Here is a 12,190-nt window from a genome sequence, read left to right on the forward strand (position 1 = left end):
GCATACTATGTTAACATTTCTGGGATTTGCCATGATTGTGGTATTTATGTATTTAATCATGAGTAAGCGCTTATCAGCGTTCAGTGCACTGACGGTTGTTCCAATCGTTTTTGCGCTAATTGCAGGGTTTACGGATTTAGGACCGATGATGTTAAAAGGTCTCGAGACTATAGCTCCTACTGCTATTATGATTATTTTTGCCATTCTTTATTTTGGTGTATTAATTGATACAGGATTATTTGATCCACTAGTATCAAGAATTTTAAAAATGGTAGGCGGTGACCCATTAAAAATTGTACTGGGCACTGCAATTTTATCATTGGTAGTTGCTTTAGATGGTGATGGTACTATTACCTACCTTATTGTAGTAACAGCTTTTCTTCCTTTATATAATAAACTGGGTATGAATAAACTCATTTTGGCCTGCATTCCTGCATTGGCGATGGGGGTTATGAACTTGTTACCGTGGGGGGGACCAGCTGCCCAAGCTACGGCGGCGGTAAAAGTGGATATAATAGACTTGCTTTTGCCAATCATTCCTTCTATGATTGCGGGTGTGTTATGGATTTTAGGAGTGGCTTACTTCTTGGGTCGACGTGAGCGTAAGAGATTAGGAGTTATCAATATTGAAGCTTTTAACGAAGAAGAAATTGCTGCTGCAGTTGAGGTAGGAATGGACTCATCAATAAAACGACCTAAATTATTTTGGTTTAACCTAGGCCTTACGATTTTAGTATTGGCAGCTTTACTTACGGGCTTCCTACCGTTGCCTGCGTTATTCATGCTCGGCTTTGCCATCGTTATGATTGTAAATTATCCAAACTTGCAGGACCAGAAGGATCGCTTACACGCACATGCAGGTAATATATTAACTGTTGTCTCCATGATATTTGCAGCAGGTGTATTTACTGGGATTATAGATGGTACTGGCATGGTTAGCGCGATGGCAGATACCCTAATAGCAGTTATTCCTGACTCTCTCGGACCAAAATTAACAGTCATTGTTGCCCTTATAAGCATGCCATTTACATTTTTCATGGCGAATGCTCCCTTTTATTTCGGGATTATTCCGATTATGGCAGAAACAGCTGCCAACTTCGGTATCCATCCGATGGAAGTTGGACAAGCTTCTTTATTAGGACAACCCTTGCACTTGTTAAGTCCACTCCAAGGTTCTATCTATATATTAATGGGGCTTCTTGGTATAGAAATAGGTGATCATATTCGCTTTACAGCCAAGTATGCGGTAGGTACAGCATTAGTTATGATAATTGTTGGTGTATTGTTCGGAGTACTATCCATTTAATTATATAAACATAATAAATTGCAGAGAGCTAGTATTTCAAAATAGCTCTCTCTTTTATTGGTCTAGAATTACTTATTATTGTAACTATTTTATTTCACGCTTATTTATAAAGTACTAAAGTTGATTTTACTTTTTAATAAACTTCTAATGCACCAGGCTTAAGCAGCGTACAAAAGCTTTTAAAAAAAGAAGTCCAAGAAGCTTAGTAGGCCTTGGTATAGCAATGGGTAATGGAGAAGAATAATTCTTTTTTTTTGCTGATCTTTACTAAAAAAACAGTGAATACGGTATAGCTTTTGCATAGAAAAAGTATGGGGTTAATCTAACTGAAAATGTATGTGAAATTTTGTACTTAAACTAACGGGTGCCTTAGCTGAAGATTGGAGCTGTCTTTAAGGCAGCTTTTTCTTATGGAACTATCGGGGCAGGATAGTTGAAGAGTACTGTTTGATCTTTATTCAACAATTGAGCCAGATTGTAATTTTTATATAGGCTAAAATAGAAACGCTTTTCTTATGAAAAATAATAAAGGGAATTAACTTTAATCAAGAGAATAAATAGAACTAGGTATTCAATTTATGACTATTTTTACATTCTTTTGGATTCAAAGAAAAAATTTAATAGGAGTGTGGAAAGCATGTTTCATGCAAAAGACGTATTATCCGATCAATTATTAGCTAATGCTAATGATCCTAGCTGGTACCCTCCATTTTCTGACTCTGTTAAAAACTTGTCAGAGGAAGAAGCGTTTTGGAAGCCTAATGAAAATTGTAATAGTATTGTTGAAATTGTGCAGCACCTGCTTTATTGGAATGAAACATGGCAAACCAGGTACCAAAAATCTCATGTCAATGCTGTGCCTTCCATAGGTGATAATAATAAAAGCTTTATCATTCCAGAAAATAAAAATTTTAATGACTTAAAAGAACGACTTTTAGAGGTGCTATTACAATGGCAAATTTTATTAACGGAAGAAAAAGTTGAAAGTGAAGTAAATGGCTTTCCTGAGCCTGCGAAGTGGTCGGAAATACTTGGAAATGCATCAACTCATAACGCATATCACATTGGTCAAATCATCTATATTCGAAAACTGCAAAAGAGCTGGAAAGTGGATGTTGTCGAAGTATAGTCAAATCAATATTCATTAGTAAGGGCGCGATTCTTGAAGAAGTTTCGCTTTTCTTAATGAACTAACGGGTGCGTTAGCTGAAGTTCGGAGCTGTCTTTAAGGCAGCTTTTTCTTATGGAACTATCGGGGCAGGTTAGTTTAATAAGCATCATCAAATTGGTAGGAGGAAAATATGAAAGAAATCCTTTGCAAGAAGGTAAAGTGATTTTTTTAAAGAATCGGATTTTTGGGATGATTGGTTAGCAAGATGCCATCAAAACAGCGATAAACAATTTTAATTTAAAAAATGTTTTTATCAGAAGTTATCACACCTCGCGAATAAGGAAGAATTATATATTGATAAAACAAGAGAGGTAATACAAGAATTTCCTCAAAAAAACCTTTCTACACATGAGTAGAAAGGTTGGTTAAACAATCCTAATTTAATTTTCTTTCGTTAATCGACTCATTCGGAATGGAGTAATGATGAGAACGATAATAAGAACAATTCCCATATAGCCAAAGATTGGATAGAGAGAGGAAACAAGTTTAGTGAAGCCAAAGAAGCTTGCTATAAATCCTATCAACAGTGATGAAATAACGATTACTTTAAATTTTGTGGTCTGCGGATTTGAAAAGCGTGTTCCAAATGAGTAGAACATGCTGACTGCCGTATTGAAAATCATAGCGAACAGAACGAGAGAGTACAAAATACCTAGGAGAGGTGAAATACTGTTGGCGATTCCCAGCATGGGCATATCCAAGTCCGATACAGTATTAATATTTGAGAAAATAGTAAGGTGACTAATTATAAGAAGTAGACCTAAAGCGATCCCTCCTGTAAGCCCTCCAATGGATGATATTCTTTCATCGGGTTCATTTCCACCCATAACAAGTGTCATGGAAGCCCCCATTGCAATGGTTATTGAAATATAGTTTATTGCAGATATAAGCCAATGTCCCGCAGCTGAATTTTGTTCCAGCGCATGTGGTTCAAGTGACGTAAACGATGAATTCATTGTAAACATACTATAAATGAATAGAAAAAGTACGACAAGAATCAGAAATGGTGTGACGGATGCAATTACCTTAATCACACGGTCGACTTTCAGCATAACTGTTATCATAACAAGAACAGTCATAAGAATGGTTCCTATAAAGGAAGGTAATCCGAACTGCTGATCAAAGATCGAGCCTGACCCCGCAATCATGACAATTCCTATACCAAATAGGATGGCGTTCAGAACATAATCAATGATACAGCCGAGAAAGCGACCACAAATCTTATAAATTACTTCCTGATGCGAATCTGTTTGTGTACGACTGCCAAGCTTCATCAGAATCATTCCAAGGTATGCAAAAATAGCGACTGAAATGATAGCTCCAATTGTGCCCAAGTTCCCGAAGCTTACAAAATAAAGCATGGTTTCTTGTCCTGAGGCGAACCCTGCTCCGACTAGAATTCCGATAAAAGCGCTAGCGATCTTAAGGATTCTCTTCATGTTGTCCTCCGTTTTTATAACGTTTATTTCTTAACTATTTGATAGGAGTGTTATTTGATAACCACATCTTTTGATACATATAATTTCCTAAGGGAGCTCCATGGTGTATTTATGGAGATGATTAACTTAGACACCGTCCTTTTATGGTACTGAAGTTCCCCAGTACTCTCGGGGGATTAGTCGATTTCCCGTACGCTACTGCCATCTCTTCATTCAGCTCTTTCGAACGTTTCGCTGCATGATGAATCGCCTGTGAAATGGCTCTGCCGCCATTATTTTTCCTTAACGCATCAAGTCCGGATGCTGTCGTTCCATTTGGTGAAGTGACTTTCTCCCTGAGACTTGCCGGTGTCTCGTCGTTCACCATAATCATCTTGGCTGCGCCTAAAATCGTTTGGGCGACAATCTCACGGACCATCGCTTCATCCATCCCCTTTTTAACGCCAGCGTGTTCCATATGCTCCATTAAATAATAGAAGTAAGCAGGTCCGCTTCCTGCAATTCCTGTAAAAATATCCATATGCTCTTCTTCAATTAAGAACACTTTTCCCATACAGCCTAACAGTTCTTTCACTGCTATCACGTTGTCCATCGCTGTATATCTTCCCGGACATAACGCGGTTGCCGACTCCCGGATCATGCTCGACGTATTTGGCATCAACCGCACAACCTGCTGTCCAGGCTGTAGATGATTTTCCATGAATTCAGTGGAAATGCCCGCTAAAACAGAAATTACAACTTGATCCACTCTTATTTTATCTTTGAGTGCATCAAGAGCATCTGCTGCTCCCTGGGGCTTCATTGCCAAAATGAAGAAATCAACTTCTTCATAAGGTAATGCATCCTGATGGACCGCATGGACTCCATACACGTGATGCATTTCCTCGAGTCGTAATTGATTGCTGCGATTTGTCACATAAATTCTTTCTGCTGGTATGCTCCCAATCTGCACAATTCCTGAAATCATCGACTCTGCCATCGAACCGGCTCCTAAAAATGCAACAGTTTTATCTCTCAACATTATGCCCTCCTAAAAGTTCATTGTTCGTAATTCCGTTCGTATTTTTTAACCTTGTTATCGTAACATGCTGAGATTTAGATTCAAGGGAAGAGAGGACATTCACAAGGAAAAGGCCGAGATAGTGAAGGGAAGCGTTATCATTTGGGGCTTACATGCCAGTCAGGTCATTTAATCAAGGATAATCGGCTGTAATCGGGGTATTTGCGGTTATATTAGGAAGAAAAACGTAATAAAATTATTGAACTATATGGAGCTGAGTTGAACAATGCGGGTAACTGCGGCACCTCTTTTTCCTATTCCAAAGTTATTTTGTGAAGGGTTGTACTTAAATTAACGGGTGTGTTAGCAAAAGATCGGAGCTGTCTTTAAGGCAGCTTTTTCTTTATACAACAAACTAGTCAGGATAGTTTAGGAATAAATGATATAATTTGTAATATTGATTTAATTGAAAGGAGTTTGCTGCGCTTGCCAACCTGTCAGCAATGTGGCTATAAATGGGGTTGGATAGAGGCCTTTTTTAAAATGTTTACCTTTAAAAAGAAGTTAAGATGTTCATCCTGTGATTCATCCCAATACGTTTCCAAGAAAACAAGAATGCTATTAAGCCAATTTATATTTATATCTTTATTGATTGCACCGTTAATACCATATGGTGTACCTAAAGGTTATGTCTTAGCTTTTGAAATAGTTGCGTATGCTTTAGTGATTATTTTGATGCCATTTATATATAAGCTAAGTAACAAGGACGAACAGATGTGGTAGTCATGCACTGGCAAAAGATCGGAGCTGTCTTTAAGGCAGCTTTTTCTTAATGCAACTATCGGGGCAGGTTAGAAGAAGTTTATCGGGTGATGGAATGAATTTAAAGCAAAAGAACAGGGAGGAGTCAACATGAATCAGAATATTGGTACAGAAGAAGCGATTAAAAGGTGGGATAGTTTCGCGGATACATATTCTGCAAATCATACCGAGCAAGGAGACCTTCATAAAGAAGTTTTTTTAAATCCAACTTTATTATCACTTATGGAAACAGTAAGGAATAAAAATGTTTTAGATGCCGGGTGTGGCGAGGGGTATTTAAGTCGAATGTTAGCGAGGTCCGAAGCGACTGTAACGGCTGTGGATTATTCATCACGGATGATAGAAATTGCTAAGGAAAGAACCCCGAATGATTTGTTAATTGATTATAGGCAGGGTAATTGTGAGGACTTGAATTGTTTAGAGGACAAAAGTTTCGATTTAATAGTATCCAATAGGGTCATTCAAGATCTTGCAGATTACGAAAAAGCATTTCAGGAAATGTATCGTCTATTAGTAGATGGAGGCTGTTTTATATTTTCGATTTTACATCCTTGTTTTGTTACTCCAGAAAGTGGTTGGGAAAAAACAAAGGATGGTAAAAAACTGCATTGGAACGTAGATAAATATTTTTATGAAGTGTGCATGAACAACGTTTAGGTGATAAAGAAAAAATGGTATTCTTTCATAGAACATTAACAAGTTATATAAACACTTTAATCAAAACAGGTTTTATTTTAGAAAGCATAATAGAACCTAAGCCATCAAAAGAGATATTAGAAAAATATCCTTCATTTGAAGAAGATTTCAGATGTGCTGATTTTATAGTTTTTAAACTAAAAAAGTAAAGGTTATAAAAATATTATAAAATCAACTAGAGGAAGGTGTACACGGTGGGGGGAAATTACAGAATGATGAATGAGGTCTTAGCAAATGTCCAGTAAAACATATCAAATGAACCAGAGTTATGCTGATTCTCAAGAAAAACAAAAAATGTTATACAAACGTACATTAATTATTATAAGTATTTCACAAATTTTTGGCGGTGCCGGGTTAGCGGCTGGAGTTACGGTGGGGGCACTTCTTGCACAACAAATGCTTGGCACAGATGCATTTGCTGGAGTTCCATCGGGTTTATTTACTTTAGGATCTGCCGTGGCTGCTTTAATCGTAGGGAGACTTTCTCAACGTTACGGTCGCCGTACAGGTCTAACAGCTGGTTTTTTGATAGGTGGGCTTGGAGCGATAGGAGTCATAACGGCAGCCATCATAAATAGCGTTTTCCTTTTATTTGCTTCCCTGCTCATCTATGGTGCAGGAACAGCGACAAATTTACAGGCTCGCTACGCTGGTACGGACTTGGCTAACAATAAACAGCGAGCAACTGCCATCAGTATTACCATGGTGTTTACAACATTTGGTGCAGTTGCCGGTCCGAATTTAGTGAATGTAATGGGGGATTTTGCTCTTTCTATTGGCGTTCCTTCACTCGCTGGTCCTTTCATTTTATCAGCGGCAGCATTTATCTTGGCAGGTCTTGTCCTTTTCGTTTTACTTCGCCCGGACCCATTAGTTATAGCAAGAGCAATAGAAGCGTCCAAACAAGAAAGTAATCGATTAGGATATTCGGCTGATACTGAACAAATGGTAAACAAAAGAGGAATTATTGTTGGTGCGGCAATTATGGTTCTTACTCAAATTGTAATGGTGGCCATTATGACCATGACGCCAGTTCATATGAGACATCATGGACATGACTTGGGTGAAATAGGTCTCGTTATAGGATTTCATATAGCTGCCATGTATCTTCCTTCACTGGTTACAGGTGTCCTTGTTGATAAGTTTGGCCGTACTGCCATGGCTATTGCCTCTGGAGCTACGCTGCTTCTGGCAGGTTTAATATCGGCGATTGCACCAGGCGATTCTATGATTCTCCTAGTTATTGCCCTTTCTTTACTTGGATTAGGATGGAATTTCGGTTTAATAAGTGGGACGGCTCTTATTGTTGATTCAACTGACACTTCGAATCGTGCTAAAACCCAAGGTACGGTGGATGTTTTAATTGCATTATCAGGAGCCTCTGGTGGAGCCTTATCTGGAATGATTGTGGCCGGCTCAAGTTATACAGCATTATCATTTATCGGAGGGTTATTATCTTTATTATTGATTCCAGTGGTCATCTGGTCTCGGGGAAGTGAAAAATAAAAAGAAGCCATATAATAAGTAAAAAAAGTCATTTCCTATCGTACAGGAAATGGCTTTTGAAGGTCATTTTGGAACGCTTGAAACGTTTGCCCCTTTTTTGCCATACAAAAAATCCCCTCCATCCTCGAAGGGGTACTCTGTTTTGTGCAATAGCATTGGAGAAATTTTACCACCTCATAATTATTGCAGCATTGATTGTTGAGCAATCTGTAGATTATAATAATAATAGGAATACTACAAATGTACTATAAATTCATAAGAACTAACGGGTTGGGGGAGAAATTATGATGAAAAAACTAGCAAAGGCATTAACCGTAGGAGTATTAGCTCTAGGATTACTGGCAGGAGTTGGAGCAAATAAAGGAGAAGCTGCAACAGTAACAAAGCCGATCGGTTCAACTTTCTATAAGAGCGCCTTAGTAGGTACTACCTATAAGGTTCAAGATTATAAAGGTAATACAATTAATGCAAAAACAACTAAAGCTGTAACGTTAACTCCATATGCAACAAATAAAAACTTTTCATATGCTACAGTAACATTTGTAGATTATGATAAAGTAGGAACAAAGTGGGTCAAGTATACAAAAACAGCCAAAGGATATTTCTTTACTCCTATTAAAAATGGTATAACTTACAATGAATATACGAATGTAAAAAAAGGAATGACTTATAATCAAACGGTATCTATCACAGGTGAATATATGAAATTGGAATCAACATATACATATGGCGGCATTACCCAAAAGGATTATACCTGGAGCCGTTACAGTGACACTAATGACACAGATTTTTATACGGTTTTTGAAAACAACAAGTTAACATACAAAAGCTATTCTGTAAGTGAATATTAATAACAAAAAAGCCCCTCTCGTGTGAGAAGGGCTTTTTATTTTTATTATTCCAAGTATAAAAATTGTTCTTTTTCATTTAGGTGAATTTTGACATTGTGAGGGGAGGGGAGAAGTTTTGGAAAATACAAGAAAATTGAACAAACAAGAAGCAATACCTTTGATATTGACTGTTGTTTAGTTATAGCTGCAATACTGGTTTTTTTTTCGGCAGATCGATACCGAATATAGATTTAAGGATATCGATTTTTTTATTTTGATATTGGATTTTTAGTGGCTTTGATTTTGGGAACTAAGGCAAAGCAATTTGGTATATGGGCAGGATTGTTGAAAAAGGAATTCAACCTATGTTTGCCTAAATAGTAATATTTAACGATGTTTAGGCATTGCGCTAATGGTATTTTAACAGTTAATTTATTTTCTAAATGGGGAGGGGCATTTTTGCAAACTTTTTTTAAATATAACTGGATGGTAAGAGAAGACTGGTATCGTTGGTGTGAAGAGTTAAGTGATGAAGAACTTCTGTGGAACCGAACGGGTGGAATGGGAAGTATATTGCATACACTTTTCCATATTGTTGATGTCGAATGGAGCTGGATACGTCTCTTACAAGGTGAAACCGACTTTCACGAGAGTTTCGATAGTTATAAAAGCTTGAACAAAGTTCGAAAATTGGACGCTGAATTTCATTTAGAAGTGGAAAACTTTGTGAACAACTGGGATGCTAGTATGGAAAATCAATTATTTTATGATACCTTGCAAGATGGAAGTATTGTGACGGATACTTGGGGTGAAATAATGCGACATACTATTGCTCACGAAATTCACCATATAGGGCAATTATCAATTTGGGCAAGGGAATTAGGGAAAAAGCCTGTTTCTGCAAACCTTATAGGTCGGGGTCTTTCCTCTCATTCCAAATAAATAATTCAAAAAGATATTAATTTAGTCGGTTTCTATATATATTGAGTGAAATCCTTCAATTAGAAATCGCCTTTTCGATGTTCTGCTGCTACTCAGTCTTGTTAAGCAAATCAGTTTGTGAAGAATTGTATTTAAAGTAACGGGTGCGTTAGCTGAAAAAGGCTGTCTTTAAGGCAGCCTTTTCTTACGTAACTAAAGGGGCAGGATTGTTCAACAAGAAGATTGCAAAAAAGACCGCCTATACTGGCGATCTTTCGAATCTACGTATTAAAAAACTAAGCAGCATCTTTTATCTCTCTTGTTTTGTTAGGAAATAGTTTTTCTTTAAGAGTTGGCATAATTATACCATCTACCCCATATCTTCCTGCATTCATAGCAGAAACTAGGATAAACATTGACAATAAAACAAGTTGTGGGTTTGTACTTGTAGTACCACTAAACATATAAGAAAAGTTCATCGCCATTCCAAAAAACACTGCTGTTTTTGTAAAACAACCGATTAATAGACCTAGACCTACAAATAGTTCTCCCCAAGGAACTAAGAGGTTAAATACCTCTATATTAGGAATCGCTATATTTTTTAGAAATACCACCCACCATTCTTGAACTGCCGGATGTTCTCCTGTTGCGTTGGCCAACGCACCCTGTAAAAAGCCAGAAGCATCAAACTGTCCACTTGCTATTTTCCCCCAACCAGCCATAATCCACGTATATCCGATATATACACGTAATACAGCTAAGAGTATAGAAATGTTTTTGTTTTGTCTTAGAGCATCAATCATCATGTTTTTCCCCCAATAGTTCAAATAAAAAGTACTAAGATATATAATAACATAATTGAAAATGATTTTCATTATCATTTATGTGAAGAATATGTAAAAAAAGGCCCAAACAACTATGGAATATGATTAAAAAAATAAATTCCCTAATATACCGAGTGGTGCAAATCGTTGATACATAATGTTTATAGAGGGAGGATAGTTGAAGAAGGAATTGAAGAAACAAAAAGAGAATAGGTACTGTTAGTTAAAATGATTTTTATAGAAAGAAGGATTAATATGGCATATTGCAAAGTTCGCCAAGCAGAAATTTATTATGAAGATTTAGGGGAAGGAAGACCAATTTTAATGATACACGGTTATTCTCCGGACCATCGATTAATGAGTGGTTGTATGGAACCAATATTTACTAATAGGGAGGGGTGGCGACGTATTTATATCGACCTGCCTGGGATGGGATTAACAAAAGAATATAACGAAATAAGTAGTTCTGATGAAATGCTGGATGCTGTTTTAGAGTTTATTCAAGCTGTAATTCCTAACCAAGAGTACGTAATTGCTGGGGAATCTTACGGTGGCTATATAGCTAGGGGCATTATTGAAAAGCATCAAGAACAAATACTTGGTGCAGCATTTATATGTCCTCTTATTATCCCTCTTCCAGAAAATAGAACAGTTGAGATACATAAAGTAATGAGAACGGATGAGAAGTTTATTGAAAATTTATCAACGGGTGAATTAGAAGATTTTAAAAATAACAACATTATACTTGATGAGTACACATGGTTAAGGTACAACAAAGAAATTCTAAGTGGTTGTAAAATTGGAGATGAAAGGTTTCTAAATAAGGTTAAGAATAAATATGGGTTTTCTTTTAAGATTGACCAGTCTGATTTTATTAAACCCAGTGTATTCCTGTTAGGAAGACAAGACTCTTCGGTTGGATATAAAGATGCTCTTGACATAGCAAACAAGTATCCGCGAGGAACATTTGCTGTATTGGATATGGCAGGTCACAATTTACAAATTGAACAACCACAACTTTTTAGCTCTCTATTAAATGAATGGTTGGATAGAATTGAAGAGTTTCAAAACTAATATTTAACGCAGTAATTGAAGTTTGTGAAAGAATAGTGCTTAAACTAAAGGTAGCTTTAGCATAGGATCGAAGGCGGCTATTTCTTATGGAACGGGGAGGTTAGTGAAATAACAATCCTTTGTAAATCTTATATTGTTATAATGGAAATAAAAGCTTAATTATAGGAGATAAAAATGTTTGATAAAATTAAGATTTGGGCGAGGAGTCTAAAACGACAAATTTTTATCCTTTACTTTGCTTGTAAAGATGAACGGGTGCCTTGGCATGCAAAGGTATTTACGGCTTGTGTTGTGGCTTATGCATTCAGTCCGATAGACATAATACCCGATTTTATACCCATTCTTGGCTACTTAGACGATGTAATTCTCGTTCCAATAGGGATAATGATCGCATTAAAGATGATACCAAAGAGTGTATTAACCGACTGTGAAGTTAAGGCAGAAGAAATGATGAAAAAGGGTAAGCCGAAGAATTGGATAGTCGGCTCACTAATAGTAATGATTTGGGTCTTCATTATAATATGGGCTATTATATATATTTATCGTTTAATGAACTAACGGGTGTTTACTTCACTAGGATGCACAAGAAGACCACTTATAG

General features: G+C 36.9%; 11 protein-coding genes and 1 pseudogene. 9 read left to right on the plus strand and 3 right to left on the minus strand.

Features of this window, described 5'->3' with window-relative positions:
- The first annotated feature begins 7 nt into the window (after positions 1-7).
- Positions 8-1,306, plus strand: coding sequence for a CitMHS family transporter (locus tag OTG27_RS23810; protein WP_239859457.1), 1,299 nt, complete (start codon positions 8-10; stop codon positions 1,304-1,306).
- A gap of 637 nt (positions 1,307-1,943) precedes the next feature.
- Entirely contained in the window at positions 1,944-2,435 is a 492-nt protein-coding gene (locus OTG27_RS23815) for a DinB family protein (RefSeq protein WP_268938327.1), read from the plus strand.
- A gap of 422 nt (positions 2,436-2,857) precedes the next feature.
- Here the strand turns inward: OTG27_RS23815 and OTG27_RS23820 are convergent, their stop codons facing one another.
- Positions 2,858-3,916 carry a YkvI family membrane protein gene (locus OTG27_RS23820; RefSeq protein ID WP_268938328.1) on the minus strand — a complete coding sequence of 353 codons (1,059 nt, stop codon included), beginning with the start codon at positions 3,914-3,916 and terminating at the stop codon, positions 2,858-2,860.
- Between the two features lie 121 nt (positions 3,917-4,037).
- A complete protein-coding gene (gene proC, locus OTG27_RS23825) occupies positions 4,038-4,937 on the minus strand; it encodes a pyrroline-5-carboxylate reductase (protein WP_268938329.1) in 900 nt (299 codons plus the stop codon).
- 465 nt (positions 4,938-5,402) lie between these two features.
- Here proC and OTG27_RS26805 point away from each other — a divergent pair, with 465 nt between their 5' ends.
- The 5 genes and pseudogenes from OTG27_RS26805 (at position 5,403) to OTG27_RS23845 (ending at position 9,712) form a co-directional block, all read left to right on the plus strand.
- Positions 5,403-5,699, plus strand: a complete 297-nt coding sequence (locus OTG27_RS26805; RefSeq protein ID WP_374941286.1) for a TIGR04104 family putative zinc finger protein — start codon at positions 5,403-5,405, stop codon at positions 5,697-5,699.
- 129 nt (positions 5,700-5,828) lie between these two features.
- Positions 5,829-6,583 (plus strand): annotated as a pseudogene (locus OTG27_RS23830) (class I SAM-dependent methyltransferase).
- Positions 6,584-6,668: 85 nt separating this feature from the next.
- Positions 6,669-7,940 (plus strand): MFS transporter, encoded by a 1,272-nt coding sequence (locus OTG27_RS23835; protein WP_268938330.1) that lies wholly within the window; start codon positions 6,669-6,671, stop codon positions 7,938-7,940.
- A 284-nt stretch (positions 7,941-8,224) separates the two neighbouring features.
- Positions 8,225-8,791, plus strand: coding sequence for a hypothetical protein (locus OTG27_RS23840; protein WP_239859428.1), 567 nt, complete (start codon positions 8,225-8,227; stop codon positions 8,789-8,791).
- A 438-nt stretch (positions 8,792-9,229) separates the two neighbouring features.
- Positions 9,230-9,712, plus strand: coding sequence for a DinB family protein (locus OTG27_RS23845; protein WP_268938331.1), 483 nt, complete (start codon positions 9,230-9,232; stop codon positions 9,710-9,712).
- A 275-nt stretch (positions 9,713-9,987) separates the two neighbouring features.
- Here the strand turns inward: OTG27_RS23845 and OTG27_RS23850 are convergent, their stop codons facing one another.
- A complete protein-coding gene (locus tag OTG27_RS23850) occupies positions 9,988-10,497 on the minus strand; it encodes a DoxX family protein (RefSeq protein WP_268938332.1) in 510 nt (169 codons plus the stop codon).
- Positions 10,498-10,770: 273 nt separating this feature from the next.
- Here OTG27_RS23850 and OTG27_RS23855 point away from each other — a divergent pair, with 273 nt between their 5' ends.
- The gene (locus OTG27_RS23855; protein WP_268938333.1) at positions 10,771-11,589 is read left to right on the plus strand and encodes an alpha/beta fold hydrolase; all 819 of its coding nucleotides are present in this window, start codon (positions 10,771-10,773) and stop codon (positions 11,587-11,589) included.
- Between the two features lie 174 nt (positions 11,590-11,763).
- Entirely contained in the window at positions 11,764-12,147 is a 384-nt protein-coding gene (locus tag OTG27_RS23860; protein ID WP_268938334.1) for a YkvA family protein, read from the plus strand.
- The last annotated feature ends 43 nt before the right edge of the window (positions 12,148-12,190 follow it).

It is taken from the genome of Peribacillus sp. AS_2, from assembly GCF_026891895.1.
Taxonomy (GTDB): Bacteria; Bacillota; Bacilli; order Bacillales; family DSM-1321; genus Peribacillus; species Peribacillus frigoritolerans.

Bases quoted from the DNA above. Each gene is read 5' to 3' on its own strand.
- OTG27_RS23810 (WP_239859457.1), top strand. From the start codon at position 8: ATGTTAACATTTCTGGGATTTGCCATGATTGTGGTATTTATGTATTTA.
- OTG27_RS23815 (WP_268938327.1), top strand. From the start codon at position 1,944: ATGTTTCATGCAAAAGACGTATTATCCGATCAATTATTAGCTAATGCT.
- OTG27_RS23820 (WP_268938328.1), bottom strand. From the start codon at position 3,916: ATGAAGAGAATCCTTAAGATCGCTAGCGCTTTTATCGGAATTCTAGTC.
- proC (WP_268938329.1), bottom strand. From the start codon at position 4,937: ATGTTGAGAGATAAAACTGTTGCATTTTTAGGAGCCGGTTCGATGGCA.
- OTG27_RS23835 (WP_268938330.1), top strand. From the start codon at position 6,669: ATGTCCAGTAAAACATATCAAATGAACCAGAGTTATGCTGATTCTCAA.
- OTG27_RS23840 (WP_239859428.1), top strand. From the start codon at position 8,225: ATGATGAAAAAACTAGCAAAGGCATTAACCGTAGGAGTATTAGCTCTA.
- OTG27_RS23850 (WP_268938332.1), bottom strand. From the start codon at position 10,497: ATGATGATTGATGCTCTAAGACAAAACAAAAACATTTCTATACTCTTA.
- OTG27_RS23855 (WP_268938333.1), top strand. From the start codon at position 10,771: ATGGCATATTGCAAAGTTCGCCAAGCAGAAATTTATTATGAAGATTTA.
- OTG27_RS23860 (WP_268938334.1), top strand. From the start codon at position 11,764: ATGTTTGATAAAATTAAGATTTGGGCGAGGAGTCTAAAACGACAAATT.